Source organism: Pontibacter korlensis (genome assembly GCF_000973725.1).
Classification (GTDB): Bacteria; Bacteroidota; Bacteroidia; order Cytophagales; family Hymenobacteraceae; genus Pontibacter; species Pontibacter korlensis.
Genome location: NZ_CP009621.1, coordinates 1,110,397 through 1,128,996, shown reverse-complemented (window position 1 = coordinate 1,128,996; position 18,600 = coordinate 1,110,397). Strand labels below are relative to the sequence as shown.

At 45.8% G+C, this 18,600-nt stretch carries 9 protein-coding genes; 7 read left to right on the top strand and 2 right to left on the bottom strand.

Annotated features, from left to right (window positions below; genetic code table 11):
* Positions 1-2 precede the first annotated feature (2 nt).
* The 7 genes from feoB to PKOR_RS04595 all read left to right on the top strand — a co-directional run bounded on the left by feoB (position 3) and on the right by PKOR_RS04595 (position 16,910).
* Entirely contained in the window at positions 3-2,156 is a 2,154-nt protein-coding gene (gene feoB, locus PKOR_RS04625; protein WP_052738718.1) for a ferrous iron transport protein B, read from the top strand.
* 753 nt (positions 2,157-2,909) lie between these two features.
* Positions 2,910-6,155, top strand: a complete 3,246-nt coding sequence (locus PKOR_RS04620; protein WP_046309419.1) for a SusC/RagA family TonB-linked outer membrane protein — start codon at positions 2,910-2,912, stop codon at positions 6,153-6,155.
* A 10-nt stretch (positions 6,156-6,165) separates the two neighbouring features.
* Positions 6,166-7,602: a SusD/RagB family nutrient-binding outer membrane lipoprotein gene (locus PKOR_RS04615; RefSeq protein ID WP_046309418.1), complete on the top strand. Its 1,437-nt coding sequence runs from the start codon at positions 6,166-6,168 to the stop codon at positions 7,600-7,602.
* Positions 7,603-8,399: 797 nt separating this feature from the next.
* On the top strand, positions 8,400-11,609 hold the full coding sequence (locus PKOR_RS04610; protein ID WP_046309416.1) for a SusC/RagA family TonB-linked outer membrane protein: 3,210 nt from the start codon (positions 8,400-8,402) through the stop codon (positions 11,607-11,609).
* 32 nt (positions 11,610-11,641) lie between these two features.
* A complete protein-coding gene (locus tag PKOR_RS04605; protein WP_046309415.1) occupies positions 11,642-13,198 on the top strand; it encodes a SusD/RagB family nutrient-binding outer membrane lipoprotein in 1,557 nt (518 codons plus the stop codon).
* A gap of 307 nt (positions 13,199-13,505) precedes the next feature.
* Positions 13,506-15,866 carry a TonB-dependent receptor gene (locus PKOR_RS04600; protein WP_084694726.1) on the top strand — a complete coding sequence of 787 codons (2,361 nt, stop codon included), beginning with the start codon at positions 13,506-13,508 and terminating at the stop codon, positions 15,864-15,866.
* Positions 15,867-15,872: 6 nt separating this feature from the next.
* Positions 15,873-16,910 (top strand): DUF4249 domain-containing protein, encoded by a 1,038-nt coding sequence (locus PKOR_RS04595; RefSeq protein WP_046309412.1) that lies wholly within the window; start codon positions 15,873-15,875, stop codon positions 16,908-16,910.
* A gap of 3 nt (positions 16,911-16,913) precedes the next feature.
* Here PKOR_RS04595 and PKOR_RS04590 read toward each other — a convergent pair whose 3' ends face one another.
* Both PKOR_RS04590 and PKOR_RS04585 read right to left on the bottom strand, forming a co-directional pair.
* Entirely contained in the window at positions 16,914-17,630 is a 717-nt protein-coding gene (locus PKOR_RS04590) for an SAM-dependent methyltransferase (protein WP_046309411.1), read from the bottom strand.
* Positions 17,631-17,793: 163 nt separating this feature from the next.
* A complete protein-coding gene (locus tag PKOR_RS04585) occupies positions 17,794-18,564 on the bottom strand; it encodes an alpha/beta fold hydrolase (RefSeq protein ID WP_046309409.1) in 771 nt (256 codons plus the stop codon).
* Positions 18,565-18,600 lie beyond the last annotated feature (36 nt).

Sequence of the window (18,600 nt, the reverse complement as noted above, 5' to 3'; positions counted from 1 at the left end):
TCATGACTGTAGCTACCCAACCAGAGATAAAACTGGTAGAGAAGATTTCTACCAAGCCGGAAGAAGTTAAGATTGCCCTGATCGGTAATCCAAACTCTGGCAAAACATCACTTTTCAACCAACTTACTGGTCTTAATCAAAAGGTTGGTAATTTTCCGGGGGTTACAGTAGACAAAAAGACCGGCTATAGTCAGCTAACGCCCTCTATCAGGGCCGAGATTATTGACTTACCCGGTACCTATAGCCTTTACCCAAAATCGTTGGATGAGCGTGTAATAACAGACCTGCTCTACGACCCGACTTCCAAGCACTTCCCCGACCTGGTTATTGTTACCGCCGACGCTTCTAACCTGAAGCGTAATTTGCTGCTGTTTACTCAGCTGGCTGATCTGCAATTACCTGCAGTGTTGGCACTGAACATGGTAGACGTGGCAGAGCAGGAAGGTGTGAAAATAGATGTAGAGGCGCTGCAGCGTGAATTAGGCGTGCCGGTTATACCTATGAATGCCCGTAAAGGCATTGGTGTGGCCGCTCTTAAGATCGTGATGACGCAGCAGTTGAGCGCACCAGAGAAGCCGTTTTATACTATACCTCAGGATATAAAGCCTCTGCTGGAAAGCATCAAGAGTCGCTTTAACCTCAGCAACGATTACCTGGCGCTACAGCTTGCTCACCAGTATAAAAGCCTGAAGTTCCTGACGGAGGACGACCTGGCTTGGTTCAGCAATCAGCTGGAGAAGGCCGGTTTTAAGTCTAACGCGCAACAGGCTGACGAAACAATTGCCCGCTACACCCGCATCAACGAGCTTCTGCTGGATGCTGTACGCGTAGAGAAGGCTGATAAAGATGAAAAGTTCAGCAACCGTCTGGACCAAATCCTGACGCACAAGGTGTTTGGATACCTTATCTTCTTTGGTGTACTCTTCCTGGTGTTTCAGGCCGTTTTTGCCTGGGCGAGTTACCCGATGGACCTGATTGATGGCGGCATTGCAGCACTGAACACGCTGATACAGGAAAATTTCAGCGGACCGCTGGTGAACCTGCTCACAGAAGGCGTAATTGCCGGTTTAGGTGGTGTGCTGGTGTTTGTGCCGCAGATTGCTATACTTTTCGCGTTCATTGCCATACTAGAGGAGACTGGCTATATGGCCCGTGTTACGTTCATGATGGACAAGATCATGCGGAAGTTTGGCCTGAACGGTAAGAGCGTGGTGCCGCTTATCTCTGGTGTGGCTTGCGCCGTGCCTGCGGTTATGTCGGCCCGTACCATTGAGAACTGGAAAGACCGGATGATCACCATCTTCGTGACACCGCTTATGAGCTGCTCGGCCCGTATCCCGGTATACACCGTGCTGATTGCATTGGTAGTTCCAGAGACATACTATCTTGGCTTCCTAAACCTGCAGGGCCTGGTGCTAATGGGGCTGTACTTAATCGGTTTTCTAGCGGCTATATTTTCAGCGCTGTTGCTTAAGATCATACTTAAGGCCAGAGAGCGCAGTTACTTTATCATGGAGTTCCCTACCTACAAGATGCCACGCTGGAAAAACGTGGGTATAACTATCGTAGAAAAGGTAAAAGCCTTTGTTTTCGAAGCAGGTAAAGTAATTGTGGCTATCTCTATCATACTTTGGGTGCTGGCTTCTTATGGTCCTGGAGAGAGCTTTGAAAGAGCAGAACAACAGGCGCTAAAGGAAGCTCAGGCTGAAGGACTAAACGAGGAGCAGACAGAAAATAGAATAGCTTCGCACCAGCTGGAATCCTCTTACGCGGGCATAGTAGGACGCACTATAGAACCAGTAATCAGACCATTAGGGTATGACTGGAAGATAGGTATAGCCTTGCTAACTTCTTTTGCTGCCCGTGAGGTATTTGTTGGTACTATGTCTACCATTTATAGTATAGGGGAAGAGGAGAACGTAACAACCATCAAAGAAAAGCTGATGACAGAGAAAGATGCCAACGGCGATCCTTTCTTTACACCTGCACGAAGCTTCTCTCTTATGATCTTCTACCTCTTTGCGATGCAGTGTGTTAGTACTCTTGCTATCGTGCGCCGTGAGACAAAGAGCTGGACCTGGCCTGCAGCTCAATTAGTTTATATGAGTGGCTTGGCTTACGTAATGGCATTCATCACCTTCCATTTGTTCAGTTAGAGATTTTACCTCCAGGCATACATTATCGGAAGCGCCGCCCAGGGATAAAGTCCTTAGGCGGCGCTTTTGCATAATACCTATGTTGTAGAAGTAGATTAATTGTAACCCATTAACAGGCAACTATTTGTGGTCGTAGTTTTTGGTATGCACTTTAACCATGCTTTGATTTTATTGCGTATAAGAATTATATAATTATTATTATTCGTAATTGTGCTTTTGTAAAATGCTTCTAAAGGCCTCCATTCTTAATATTGTATATTCTTAATAGATAATATGCTGGCTGTTAGAAGTTTGAAAAATTAAAAAGGAGGTGCCTGAGCGCATTTGTATAGACTTTTTGAGATACGATCTGCCAAGCAAATGCGAGAATAGTACATTTTGGATAACCTTGATATTCGCGCTAACCTAGTTTGTTTATATATGAAAGAAGCTTTACTACATAGTGTGGTGCCTTTTGAGCGCCAAGCACATCCCTCTGCCCGGCCAGAATCCTCATTGTAAACTCTTATTTGGTAAACATTAGGTGCACTAAAGTATAGCCATACAAAAGCTATCAACTTTGGACAATTACTGTTTGGCTGTATATGGCGCGGCGTACCCTAAAGTAGGTACAGCTTTTCTGCTTCCCCTGTTCTAGAGGGTATTTCAAGCCCCTCGTCTTTTACCCCTCCAATGCCTTGTGCTACTCCTGTGCCTTGTGCTTCTGATGCTACAAATCTAATTGCCTAATCTCTCACTTTAACCTATCACACAATGAAGAGAATGCTATCTATAAGCCTTCTGCTTGTGACACTCCTGGTATATCAGGCATCGGCACAGGTAAGGGCTGTATCTGGTAGGGTAACAGACGCCACTACCAATCAACCATTGCCGGGTGTTGCTGTAATTGTTAAAGGTACCACTGTAGGTACTACTACCGGTGGTGACGGTGCCTATACAGTAAATGTGCCGGAAGGCAGCAATACGCTGGTGTTCCGATTTATTGGCTACCAAACTACAGAGCGTACCATTGGTAATGCTGGTACTATTGATGTGGCACTGCCCACGGATGCCGAACAGCTACAGGAGGTAGTGGTAACCGCTTTGGGTATAGAGCGAAATCGAAACGAGCTGGCTTATTCGGCCCAGCAAGTAAGCGGTGAGCAGATTACCCGAACAAGGTCAGCAGATTTTGTGAATACACTTTCTGGTAAGGTCGCCGGTCTTGATATCAGAACGAACAACACCATGGGCGGATCTACCAACGTGGTAATCCGTGGTTACTCCTCTATTACAGGTAATAACCAGGCGCTGTTTGTAATTGATGGCGTACCAGTGAGTAACGCCAACAACAACACTAGCTCAAGGGTTGCGCAGCAAAACCCAGACTTTGGCAACCAGCAGGGAGGTGGTGTTGGCACAGACTGGGGTAACGCCGCCGCAGACCTTAACCCTGATAACATTGAGTCGGTGAACGTGCTGAAAGGTGCGGCGGCAACAGCTTTGTATGGCTCCCGCGCTGCCAACGGTGTGATCATGATCACTACTAAAAAAGGCAGAAAGAACAGCCTGAATGTTACTATCAACAGCGGTGTTACCTGGAGCCAGATTGACGAAAGTACATTCATCAGATACCAGAAGGAGTATGGTGCCGGTTACCTCCAGAGTTTTCGCACACCTCAGGACTTAGGTAGCGGAGAAGCACCTGTGGTGAGGTTTCAGGATGACGCCTCCTACGGCCCGAGATTTGACCCGAACCTGCAGGTTTACCAGTGGGATGCCATTGATCCGTTCCATCCGAACTTTGGCCAGACAAGGCCGTGGGTTGCAGCTGACAATGACCCAAGCACTTTTTATGAAACAGGCGTTAACTCCAACCAAAGTATAGTGGTTAACGGTGGTGGTGACAGAACAACCTTTAACCTGGGCTATACCCGCAACGACATAAAAGGTAACCTGCCAAACAGCACCATTGACAAGGATCTGATTAACTTTAATGGATCTTATGATGCAACTGATAAATTAACAGTGGCTGCCTCTGCCAACTATGCCCGTACTGTAGCTGTGGGTAGGTACGGCACCGGCTACAACGGCCGTAACCCTAACCAGGCATTCAGGCAGTGGTGGCAAACTAACGTAGACATAGAAGAACAGAGGGAGGCCTATTTTAGAAACCGCCAGAACATTACCTGGAACTGGAACAGCTCCAACACAGGTCCTATCTACTCTGATAACCCATACTGGTCACGGTATGAGAACTTCTCAAACGATAGCAGGGATAACTTCTACGGCTATGCCACTGCCACCTATAAGTTTACAGACTGGTTCAATCTAATGGGTAGGGCAGCCTTTAACACCACAACCGATATGCAGGAAGAGCGTGTAGCTGTGGGAAGTGCAGACGTAAGTCAATATGCACGATTTAACCGGGACTTTAACGAAGCCAACTTTGACCTCATCGCCAACTTCAATGGAGATATCACCGAAGACATCAGCTTTACGGGCTTATTGGGTTCTAACTTGCGCAGGAGCCGCATGAATTCTATTAGAGCGACTACTAACGGTGGACTTGTTGTACCTCGTTTGTACGCATTGTCAAACTCTGCAAACCCTCCAACTCCTCCGTTTGAGGAAGGTGAGCGTATCGGTGTTGATGGTATTTTTGCCAACGCAAACTTTGGCTTCAAAGAAACGGCGTTTATTGAGCTTTCAGCACGTCGGGATAAGTCCACTACCTTACCTGAAGGAGATAACTCATTCTTTTATCCGGCAGTGGCTGCAAACGTGGTTTTCTCAAACTTGCTGGAGTTAGGTTGGCTGTCCCACGGTAAGGTTCGGGTAAATTATGCCGAAGTAGGTAACGATGCACCGGCGCTGAGTTTGCTTGATGTGTATGACAAGCCTACCAGCTATGGCAACATTCCGCTCTTCTCACTTCCGGACATAAAGAATAATGAAAACCTGCAGCCTGAAAGGTCAAAAAGCTTTGAAACAGGCTTGGAAGCAGAGTTCTTCAACGGCTTGTTTGGATTTGACTTTACCTGGTATACATCTAAAACTGTAGACCAGATTATACCTGTAAGCACCACAGCGGCATCTGGCTATACCCAACGTTTTGTGAACGCGGGTGAGGTGCAAAATAAAGGAATTGAGGTGGCAGCGTTTGTTACACCTATCAGGTCTTCCGACTTTACCTGGACCATGAATCTCAACTTCTCGCGCAACAGAAACGAGGTGTTGAGTTTGTATGAGGACGTGCAGAATATCCCGCTGCAAAACTTCCAGGGTGGTGTTTCACTCAATGCTGCGGTAGGTCATCCTTACGGTGTCATCAGGGGCAACGACTTTGTCTATACTAACGGACAGAGAACCGTCAGTGCAGATGGATATTATCTTACTACCCCAGGGGCTAATGCCATTATTGGAGATCCAAACCCGGATTGGATGGGAGGTGTAAATAACTCGCTTACTTACCGAGGTATAACCCTTGCCTTCCTGGTGGATGTGCGCCATGGTGGCGATATTTTCTCGCTGGACCAGTGGTATGGTGAGGCCACCGGCTTGTATCCGCACACGGCGGGTCTTAATGATAAAGGCAATCCGTCGCGACTTCCTGTTGCAGAAGGCGGTGGTATCCTTTTGCCAGGCGTGAAAGAAGATGGCAGTCCGAACGATGTGTATGCCGAAAACCAGAACGGTAACGGCTTAACTCCGTTTGGCTACGCGGCCAACAACTTCTCTGGTGCCCCAAGAGCTTGGTATGTATACGACGGTAGCTTTGTGAAGCTAAGAGAGCTTGCCTTAACCTATGCATTGCCACAAACCCTTATAGAGAACATTGGCTTTATAAAAGGTATAGACCTGCAGCTGATCGGCCGTAACCTGTGGATCATTCATAAAAACATGGAGTACTCTGATCCGGAAGAGGGCATTAGCTCCGGAAACGCAGGCAGAGGCTACCAGAGTGGTGCATACCCTGCCGTCAAGACCTACGGCTTTAATGTTAGATTAAATTTTTAAGAACTAGAAGATGAAAAGGATTCTTATATGCTTGCTCTCCATGGTGCTGGTGGCATCATGCGTAGATGATTTGGATGATTACAACGTTGATCCGAAGCGAACGTCAGAGGCACCGCCTGTTACCCTGTTTACAACTGCGGTCTTGAGTTTATCGGATGCGTTAACTACACCCAGCGTGAACTTTAATAATTATAGGTTCTACGTGCAGCACTGGACCTCCACTCAATACCTGGATGAGCCAAGGTATAACATGACATCCCGCCTGATTCCGCAAAATATGTGGCAGGAGCTATACCGGGATGTGCTGGCAGACCTGAAGGAAGCCAAGCGGCTGGTAACAGAAGATGAATTTCTTGATGCTGAGGTGAAGAATAATCAGTTGGCGCAGATAGAGATGATGGAGGTGTACACCTGGTTTGTGATTGTGACCACTTGGGGAGATGTACCCTATACCGAAGCACTTGATCCAAACAACTCTCTACCAGCCTACGATGATGCGCGGACGATATACAATGATCTTCTTTCGCGTCTGGATACTGCTATCGGACTTGTGGACCCTGCTGCCTCTGGTTTTGAGGAAGGAGATGTGTTTTACAACGGAGACATGAGTCAATGGCTTAAGTTTGGTAACTCGCTAAAGTTAAAAATGGGTATGGTGTTGGCGGATGTTGACCCAGATCGTGCTAGAACGGCTGTAGAGGAGGCTGCTCCTAACGTGTTCACAAGTAATGCAGATAATGCTGTTTTCCCTTACCTGAGTGCGCCGCCAAACAACAACCCCATTTCGGATAACGTGAAGGGGCCGTTCACCTCCAGAGAGGACTATGTTGCCGCCAATACCCTAGTTGACATCATGAATGCACTGGATGACCCAAGAAGGCCAGAATATTTTACTGATGTTGACGGGGAGTTTAGAGGGGGTATTTATGGCTTTGAAAATAACTACTCGAACTTTTCAACTGTGAGTGCTAAAATAGCCGACCCTACTTTTGAGGCACTGCTGCTGGACTATTCGGAAGTAGAGTTTTTGTTGGCAGAGGCTGTTGAAAGGGGCTTCAATGTAGAAGGAACTGCAGAAGAGCATTACAATAATGCTGTTACTGCGTCTATCACGTATTGGGGTAGATCAGAGGAGGAGGCTGCTGCTTATTTGGCACAACCCGATGTAAACTATAACACAGCTCCAGGCGACTGGCGACAAAAAATAGGTACACAGAAATGGATTGCGTTGTATAACCGTGGCTTTGATGCCTGGCTGGAATGGCGCAGGTTGGATGCTCCTGACTTGCAGCCTCCAGCAATAGAGGGAGCGGCTCAGTTAACCATTCCAAAGCGTCTAATCTACCCAATCAACGAGCAGACGCTTAACCCTGAAAATCGTGCGGCAGCGGCAGCGGCTATTGGCGGAGATGATGCAAGTACCCGCCTCTTCTGGGATGTTCAGTAATACTGGTGGTTATACTAGTTGTAACAAGGTATAAACTGAAAGATTAAGTAGTAGTCTGTTTCCAAATAAAAAAGCCTTGGCACCCTAAGGCTTTTTTATTTTGTCCACACTTATCTTTCAGGGAAATAATAAATGCGTAAGAACGCAAAGAAAAAACAAAACGTGCGTATAAATCGCCATCTTCGGCAGCAAGAGAAGTCAGTTGAATGTGACCTCAAAAGCGATTGCTCTTATTGCCGCCACATTGAGATGGTAGTTAGCGTCTCATTAAATTGCTTTTAACTTTTTATCATTAGGTGTAAAAATGTCTTTCTTGTTTAAGATTTTGACATTCAATGGTTTGTGATTTTTTAAGCTTCTGTTGATAAAGATATTTATATAAAAAAAACTAGAAATTTTTGATGGGGATTTGAATATGTGATGGCTTTTTAATAAACTTGAATTATATCTCACCTTAAACAAATATTTTATGGAAGAAACTCTACTACTTAATAAGGTGCTTTCCCAACACTGCACTTATCCTCCTGCTTATATCACACCATCGTAGTAGCTTGCTTATAGGCAGGCTGAAATCCTTTAGGAAATTGGCATCTTTGTAGGACCTGTCTGGCTCCTAGAGGGGTGTTATTGCTGCTATAAAAGCCTTCGCTTTGTAGCGCCTTTACATCCTGTTATGCCACTCTAAAGAGAAATATGCTGCTGCCTTTGCAGCTATGTCTTTTTTTGTATCACTACTAAGGTGTTAGCCTTAGTTTTAGATAAATAGTACCTAAACTCTCACTTTAAACTAAAACACAATGAAGAAAATTCTATTTCTGAGTCTCTTGCTTGTGACTGCCCTGTTGCATCAGGCTATGGCACAGGTAAGGGCAATCACTGGTAAGGTGACAGATGCTACTACCAGTCAGCCATTACCAGGCGTTACCGTTCTGGTAAAAGGCACTACCGTAGGTACTGCTACATCAGCAGATGGTAGTTATACAATCAACGTTCCTGAAGGTAATAATACATTGGTCTTCAGCTTTATTGGCTATCAAACAGTAGAACGCAGCATTGGCTCAGGTAATACTGTTAATGTTGGCCTGCCTGTAAACACTCAGCAGCTTAGCGAGGTTGTTGTAACTGCTCTTGGTATCGCTAGAGAAGAGAAATCAATCGGTTACTCATCTCAGACTGTGAGCGGCGATGAACTGAGCCAGGTGCGCGAAACGAACATCGTTAATTCTCTTTCAGGTAGAGTTGCTGGTGTTCAGGTGGGCACGAACTCAGGTGCTATGGGTGGTTCAGCCAGAGTTACGATGAGAGGTGTTAGCTCAATCAGCGGTAACAACAACGCCTTGTTCGTAGTGGATGGTGTTCCAATCGAAAACTCTAACTCTAACAGCGCCAACCAACAGCGTGGCGGTGGCGGCTATGACTACGGTAGTGCTATTCAGGATATCAACCCAAATGATATTGCTGAGGTAACTGTACTGAAGGGTGCGGCTGCTACATCGCTATATGGTAGCCGTGGTGCTAACGGTGTAATCGTAATCACTACTAAAAAAGGTAAGAGAGACGGTGGTGGCATCGGTGTAACTTATACCCTTGGCTTGACACTAGACAAAGTATACATACTACCTAAGTATCAGAACAAGTATGGTGGTGGCTTCGGCTTCACTAAACTGTATAAAGAAGAAAATCCTGAGGCTTTCCCAGAAGGAAGAGATGGCGCTTACAACGATAATGACGGAAAAGGCAGCTATGATCTGATTCCTGACTATGACGTGGACGAATCTTGGGGACCTGCATTTGAGGGACAACTATACCGCCCTTACTGGAGCTGGGACAAGGAGTTAGGTAACCCTAACTTTGGTGAACTGGCAAGATGGGAAGCTCAGCCAAACAACATCCGCGATTTCTTTGAGACAGGTACTACCCTGACGAACTCTATCTCTGTAGATGGTTCTAACGATAAAGGTTCTTTCCGTTTATCATATTCAAACCTGGATCAGAACTTTATCCTGCCTAACTCAGAAATGGTTCGCCATAACCTGAGCTTCAATGGTGGTTACAATGTAACAGACCGATTGAGCGTATCTGCAAGTGCAAACTATGTTACGCACGAAGCCAAGGGTCGTCCAGGTACTGGTTATGACGGGACTAACGTACTACAGCAGTTCACGCAGTGGGGACAGCGCCAGCTTGATACCGAGAGACAAAAGAACTACATGTTGCCAGATGGTACACAGTTAACCTGGAACCGTACTTCTTGGGATAACCCTGCTCCGAAATACTCTAACAACCCATACTGGGTACGTTATAAGAACTACCAGAACGACGGAAGAGATCGTATCTTCGGTAACGTAAATGCAAACTATAAGCTTACTGATTACCTGAGCGCTGACGTAAGAGTGTCTACAGATACTTACTCAGAAACACAGGAAGAGCGTATTGCACCAGGTTCTCAGGAGATATCTGACTACACGCTGTATAAGATCGACTTCATGGAGAACAACCTTCAAGGTTTGTTAAACTTCAACAAAGATCTGACTGATGTATTCTCTCTGAATGCATTTGTTGGTGGTAACAGAATGACACGTACCCGTAATGTGTTTGCAGGTTCTACCGTAGATGGCCTGAGCTCAGAGGTATATAACCTTGGTGCATCAGTTGGCCGCCCTTCTATTACGGATAACAAGACTGAAAAGCAGATTAACTCTGTGTTTGCAAGTGCTTCATTAGGTTACCAAGATCAATTGTTCTTAGACTTGAGTGCACGTAACGACTGGTCTTCTACACTTCCTGCAGGAGAGAACTCTTACTTTTACCCAGCTGCATCACTTTCTTATGTATTTACAGAACTGATTGATGCTCCTTGGCTGAACATGGCTAAAGTTCGTGCAGCCGTTGCGCAGGTAGGTAACGATACTGACCCTTACAACACAATCCTAACCTACTCACTGAACATGCCTTTTGGCTCTGAGTCAAGAGTATCTGTGCCAAACACACTGCCTAACGCAGAGCTGAAGCCAGAAATTTCTACAGAGTATGAGTTTGGTACTGAGTGGCGTGTATTCGATGACAGATTGGGTCTTAATGCTACTTACTACAACAGAAGAACAAGAAACCAGATCATTCCGCTGAGCCTTTCAGCTGCTACCGGTTTTACTTACCGTTACATTAATGCGGGTGAGGTAGAGAACAAAGGTGTGGAAGTTAACCTGTATGGTACACCAGTTAAAACTAACGACTTCAGCTGGGATGTTAACATAAGCTGGGCTAAAAACGAGAACAAGATCATTAAGTTGACTGATGACCAGAAGACAATGGTGATTACTAACGCTCCGTTTGCTGTTCAGCTGCAAGCTCGCGAAGGTGAATCGTTTGGCTCGATTGTTGGTTATGACTATCAATATGATGATCAGGGTAGAAGAATTGTACTTGCAAACGGTTACTATGCCCGCTCTTCTGAGCAGAAGGTAATTGGCTCTGTTCTTCCAGACTTTACTGGTGGTGTTACTAACACATTCCGCTACAAAGGCCTTAGCCTTTCAGCACTAGTAGACTTCCAGAAAGGTGGCGACTTCTTCTCTACTACGCAGATGTTTGGCCGTTACTCAGGTATGGTTGAAGAGACTGCAGAAGGAAGTGTACGTGAAGACGGTATCGTAGCGCCAGGTGTTCATGCCGATGGCACTCCTAACACTACAGCTATTGATGCAGGTACATATTTCTACGTAAACGGTGGCTACAGAATTGGTGCAGCTGACATTATTGATGCAAGCTTCGTCTATCTGCGTGAGGCTAGCCTTGGCTATAGCCTGCCAAGCAGCCTAGTAGGAAAAACTCCATTCAACAACGTAAGATTAGCGTTTGTAGGCAGAAACCTTTGGCTGATTCACTCTAACTCAGAGCACGTAGACCCATCGAACATCACTAACTCTATCACAAACGTGCAGGGTATTGAAGGTGGTGCCTTACCATCAGTTCGTTCTTACGGATTCACTCTGACACTGGGACTGTAGTATTTAGATAAACGAATTCAAATAGAATAAATATGAAGTTATATAATAAGCTATTGCTTGGGGCAGCACTGTTCTCTATGGTGTCTTGTACAGAAGACTTCGAGGAGATGAACATTAGCCCTAACCAGCCGGCGAATGCGACCCCTGCGCAGCTACTAGCGACAGCGCAGTACAACTATGCAACCAACATTGGAGATGCATGGAACAATGGCCGTATGGGTATGTACTATGCTCAGTATTGGTCTTCTACTCAGTATACAGACGAAAGCCGTTACCAGATTCGTGAGGGTGTAAACCAAACAATGTGGAACACTTTCTACGCTGATGTGCTCAGAGAGCTGACAACTGCACAGGAAATTGAGGCTGAGAACCAGCTGAATGGCTATGAGAACCGTATCGCCATTGCTGAGATCATGAAGGCCCTGACATTCCATACTTTGTCTGACATTTACGGTGGTCCAGTGCCTTATTCTGAGGCATTGAGCACAGAAAATGTTACTCCTAAATATGACAATGGTAAGGAGATCTATTTGGGTGTGCTCAATACACTGGATGAGCAAATTGCTATCCTGGATGAGTCTAGCCCAGGATTCCAGTCTGGTGATATAATCTATGGTGGTGATGTTACTTTGTGGAAGAAGTTTGCGAACTCTCTTCGTCTGCGTATTGCACTGCGTATGTATGAAGCAGATCAGGCTACCGCAACAGAGCATATCACCAAGGCTCTGAACAGCGATGCAGGATTCATTTCTTCAAACGCTGAGGGTGCTAAGTTTGCTTGGATTGCTGGTGCACCAAATAACAACCCACTTGCAGAGGCCTACAAAACAAGAATTGACTTCTCTGTTTCTGAGCCATTCATTGATTACCTGCAGAAGTATGACGATCCTCGTGTAACTGTGTTTGCTAGACCTCTTGGCTCTGGAAACCCATTTGGATCTAGCTTCACGCCTATCTTGGACGCAAATGGTAACCCACAGTATGTAGGTGAAACTTATGGTCTGGATGCGGGTAATGGAAACTCTAATGGTGATGCCAAGGTGGTAAGTTTACCGGGAGATTATGTTATCGGTGAAACTGCTCCAACTTATATCCTGAGCCATGCAGAGGTAGAATTTATGTTGGCTGAGGTTGCTGCCCGTGGTATAGCAGGTACTCCTATGAGTGCTGAAGAGCATTATGAGGCTGGTATCAGATCTTCTTTCGAAGCTGCAGGTCTGTCTGAGGCTGCATTTGAAGAATACCTAACTGAGGTTCCTTATAGTGAGTCTCGTACTGCTAATCAAGCTCCTGATTTGGAAACAGCTTTGGATTTGATAGGTTCTCAGAAGTGGATCGCTATGTATGGACAAGGTGTACAAGCTTGGTTTGAGCGCCTACGTCTGGACTTTGAAGATCCTTACACCGGTGAGCCGATCTTTGTAGCACCAGCTGACGGTTCCGTTGACCCAGATGTAACCATGGTACCATTCCGTATGAGCTATCCTGTAACAGAAGCTTCTCTGAACGGAACCAATTATGCTGACGCAGTGCAGCGCATTGGTGGCAAAAACAGCCTAGGAGTAAGACCTTGGTGGGACGTTAAATAATACAGAGTAAAAATGAATAAAGTAGATAGATTAGAATACTAGGTAGTAGTCTTCTTCATTGGACAAAGGCCTCCGGTTTCCGGAGGCCTTTTCTTTTTTATAGAATGGTAAAAGATCGGTGTTTGTGCAGTGTAAGCCACAGCTAAAGCTATATCATCTCGCTGCTGTCATAGGAGCAGAAGCAAAAGGTGCGGGTACATATGTTCTAAAAAAGGAGAGAGACAACGGAAAACATCTGTAAGGGGTTTAATGTCAATTGTTTATTTTATATATTTAAAATAAACAATCCCTTATAAAGGTATAGCTTGTGTTGTCAAAGATTCTCCATACTTTTCTTATAGTGCTACTGCTAGTGATGCCAGTCTTAGCTCAACAGACTGAAATCAGGCAGTACAAACTATCAGGCATAGTAACCGATGCCTCCGGAGAAAGGTTGGAAGGGGCATTTGTAGTATTCTCGCCAGGCGGAAAAGGCGTACTGGCAAACAAGCAGGGGCGTTTTAGTATAAAGCTGGAAAAAGGGACATATGAAGTAGTCTGCCAGTATGTGGGTATGGCCCCTCTTAAAGAAACAATTGTTCTAGACGGTGGCAATAAAGAAGTTGTTCTGATGCTAGGCGAGAGGAGCGTAAGCTTAAAGCAAGTCGAAATTACGACCAATTCCATCATTGATATAAACTCAGTGCGTATGGGCAGCAGCTACATGGACCAGAAGCTGCTAACGCGTATGCCTACCTTACTAGGTGAGCCGGATGTAGTAAGAGCAGTATCAGCCCTACCTGGAGTCGTGAATGCAGGGGAGGGGACATCTGGTTTCTTTGTGCGTGGCGGAAGTGCGGATCAAAACCTAATCTTAATGGATGGTGCCCCCTTGTTTAATTCCACCCACTTGTTTGGGTTCTTCTCCGTTTATAACCCCGATATTCTAAAGAGCTTTACACTTCATAGAAGTGGTATCTCAGCCACCTATGGGGGTAGGATTTCCTCTATTCTGGATGTTAGCCTACGAGACGGGAACAACGAGAAGATGAGGTATGAGGCAGGTATAACTCCGGTTACGGCTAAAGTAAGTATGGATGGTCCGCTGTCAGAAAAGGTAACTATGCTTTTAGCTTTCAGGGGCGCCTATCCTGATTACCTGCTGAAGCTTTTCCCGAGCGAAAACATCAAAAATAGCTCAGGGTATTTTTATGACGGCAATGTGAAGTTAAAGTGTACCATAAACAAAAATAACAGTCTCAGCTTCTCAGGCTACCACAGTGCTGATGGGTTTAAGTTCCCTTATGATACGACCTATAGCTGGACTAACACACTCGGCACGCTGCAATGGAATCATCTGTTCAGCAACAACTTTACAAGTACAGCTACATTAGTAAAAAGTATTTACAAAAATACAGTAGAAGGTATTGCCACAGGTGAAGAGTTTCAGCTAAACTCAGGTATTGACCTCACACAGCTGAGGTTGAACTTCGGGTATTTTGGAAAAGAAAGTCACCAGATTGATTTTGGAGGGGAAGCCTCTTTATATAGCATCCAACCCGGTGATCTGGTACCCCATGGAACCTCTAGCTTTAATCGACGCACTTTAAATGAGGACAGGGGATATGAATTATCTAGCTTCATCAATGATGAAGTTAAGTTAAATGACAGATTATCGGTGTCGGTAGGGCTGCGCTATACCCACTATACCAAGGTGGGCCCTGCTGATATTTATATGTACTCGGAGGGAGAGCCTAGAAGCATAAAGAGCATCGTAGACACTCTTCATGTTAGTTCTGGCGGTGTTGTACAGTCTTATCAAGGACTAGAGCCTAGGGCCTCTCTTAAATACTCTGTGTCTGAAAACGCTGCCGTTAAGGTAGGGGCTAACCGCACCAGGCAGTATATTCAGCTTATCTCCAATACCGCGGCCATTACACCGGTGGATGTGTGGAAGCTCTCGAACAAGTATATACAACCACAAATAGCAGATCAGATAGCATTAGGATATTTTTACTTGCAGCCAGACCATGTATACGAATACAGTTGGGAAGTATACTACAAGAAGCTGTATAACCAGATAGACTATAAAGATGGTGCCGTGCTGCTCCTGAATCCTACCCTGGATGCAGACTTGTTGTTTGGAGATGGTTACGCCTATGGCTCTGAGTGGCTGTTGAAAAAGAACCAGGGGCGCTTAACCGGCTGGGTAAGCATGACATACTCTAGGTCGTTCAGGAAAATTGTAGGCGAAACAGAGGAGGAAACGATTAATGATGGAGAAGCCTATCCTTCAAATTACGATAAACCCGTTAACCTGAATGTGTTTGCCAACTATAAGGCTTGGCCTAAATGGACGGTATCAGCAAACTTTACCTACACCACGGGCAGGCCTATTACGGGAGCAGACTCCTGGTACAGGTACTACAATCAAATATTTGCAAACTATGTAGGCCGCAACCAAAGCCGTATGCCAGACTACCATAGGCTGGATCTTTCATTTAACCGTGAGCCAATAATCAAGGAGAAGGCAGAGTATACCTGGGGTATCTCTATCTACAACCTGTATGGCAGAAAGAATGCCTACTCTACCCTATACCAGCACTATTACGGTGCTCCTCCCGGTGCTTTTAAGTTGTCGGTAATCGGTGCGCCTATACCTTCTGTAAACTTCAATGCGAAATTTTAATCTGATATGCTGAGAGTAATTTTTCCGTTGGTGCTCCTGCTCCTCGCAGTAGGATGTATAGACCCTATAGATTTTGACCACAAAGATCAGCAAAGGCACCTGGTAATAGAGGGCAGCTTTACAAACGATCCGGAGCATAACTATGTGCGGCTGTCACATGCTAAGCCTTACTCAGATCAATACAGTGAGTATGAAAAGAAGGCCAGTGTTGCGGTATATAGCTCAGACGGAAATGAAAAGTATGAGTTCGAGTATGACTCTGCTACTACACGTTATTACCCAATTGATGGAGCCGCTGCATACGGTAAGCCGGGTAAAACATACATGCTCCATATTGACATTGGTGATTCTGTTTATCAATCTCCGTGGATAACCATGCCGAACCCCATACCTGTAGAGAAAGTGCATTTTGAGATGGATGAGCAGCTGTATGCTTTTAAGGGAGACCGGGAAAAAACGCGTTTCCCCGGCTACAAAGTGCTGGTTGACTATCAGGATCCGGCAGGAGAAAAGAATTTCCTGAGATGGTCGTTTGTGGTAAACTATGAGGTGTTTACACAACCTTGGTATTATATCGATGCATATGGGAATCCAAAACCCAAAGATTGCTGTGCCAAATGCCTGCTGACAGAAAAACTGGACAGGTTTAAAGTTGTTGATGATCGTTTGACAGACGGCAACAAGGTGATAAACCAGGAGGTGTTGTTTATGCCCTTTTACCGGTACTTCGGGGTGAAGCACGGGCTGAAAGTATACCAGTACGCGGTAACGGAGGAGGCATATAATTTTTACCGCATCATGGAGCAGCAGAAAGAAGCCACTGGCACTGTGTTTGACCCGCCCCCGGCCAGAGTAGTAGGTAACATGTACAATGTTCGTTATAAGAGCGAGCAGGTAATCGGATTTTTTGATGTATCAGCAGTTACAACGAATGAGATAACTGTGCTCCGCGACGAGATAAATCACGACTTTCTGCCTTACCAGTTTCCAGATGACTGCCGTGAGTTACCTGGCTCAACTGCAGAGTTTCCGGCAGATTGGTAAACTCTACCGATAAATTAAAAACACCGCCGGCTGCTTGTGTATATCCGGTAGCTTGCCGCGCCACTGGCTTATTGTTTTGGTTTGGATAAACTCATGTTCCGGGGAGGTGATGTTGGCGGCTATGCATAGCCTGGTGTCAGAACTCAGGGTAGAAAGCAAATCCTCCAGCAACTTGTTGTTGCGGTAAGGTGTCTCCATGAAAATCTGCGTTTGGTTACGTTGCTGCATCTCTTTCTCTAACTGCCGAAGTACCTGTAACCTATCGCGCTTATCGATGGGCAGGTAACCGTGAAAGCAAAACTGCTGGCCGTTAAAGCCACTAGCCATCAGGCTGAGTAGAATGGCTGATGGACCAGCGAAAGGCACTACTTTGATATCCTTCTGGTGAGCGTACTTTACTACCTCGGCTCCAGGGTCAGCCACACCGGGACAACCCGCTTCCGAAATAATTCCGGCATCTATGCCTTGCTCCAGTAATGGCTTCAGTGAGTTCTGTACCTGTGCTGGACTAGCATCCTTATCCACCTGAACAAACTTTAGGTGCTCAATAACTAGCTCCGGGCAAATGCTCTTCACGTAACGGCGGGCAGTGCGCAGGTTTTCTACAATAAAGTACGTCAGGTGCTGCACTGTTTCCTTTACCTGAGGTGAAATAACCTGATCTTGGGTGTTTTCAGCCAGTACAGTCGGGATCAAGTATAAAGTGCCAGTCTTCTTCATGGTGCAAAGGTAGGAGTTAATTGTAGATTACTGAATCATCAAGAGTGCCTAAAAAGATAACTGCCACAGCTTTTGGCGGTGGCAGTTATACTTTGACTAAGGCTTGTAAGATAGTTGCTTCACAGGTTGAGCAAGAATATTTATTCTGCAAAGCAGTTTCAGCCTACTCTGTTTCCAGAAACCTGGTGACCAGGTTGTAGACTTCATCAGGTGCTTGGGCATGTACCCAGTGGCCAGCGTTTGGTATGGTCTCTACCTCAACCAGTGTAAACAGGTGCTCGATGTTGCTATAGATATCCTCCTGCTTGATATACCCAGACCGGCCGCCTTTGATGAATAGTGCATGTTTCTTGAAAGGAACATCAGCTGTAACAGCAGCGGCAATATGCTCATAGTTCTTCTCGATCACATCCAGGTTCATGCGCCAGCCAAAGGTATTATCCTCCTTGCGGTAAAGGTTCTTCATTAGGAACAGCCGCACATCTGGCTCTTTTATAGTTTTAGCCAACTGCTCGTCTATTTCGCTTCTGCTGGTGGCAGTACTTAGGTCCACCGACTGCAGGGCCTCTATAATCTCATCGTGGTGCGGAGGGTAAGCTTTAGGCGCAATGTCTATTACAATTAGTTTTGTGAGACGTGTAGGGTACTTCAGCGCATATTTCATCGCAACCTTGCCGCCCATGGAGTGGCCCATGATGGCTGGTGTCGGTATACCCAGCTCATCCACCAGGCGCAGTACGTCGTCGGCCATAGCGTCGTAGTTGTGTTCCTCGCTGTGAGGTGAGCGGCCATGGTTTCGCAGGTCCACCAGAAACACGTTGTAGTGCTCGGCAAAGCGTTTAGCTAGCGTTGCCCAATTATCCAATGTGCCAAACAAACCGTGCAGAATCAGCAGCGGTTGGCCATGGCCCATTTCCTTATAGTGTAATTTCATGTGTTCAGTTTTCTGATTCAAATAATCAAGTATGGC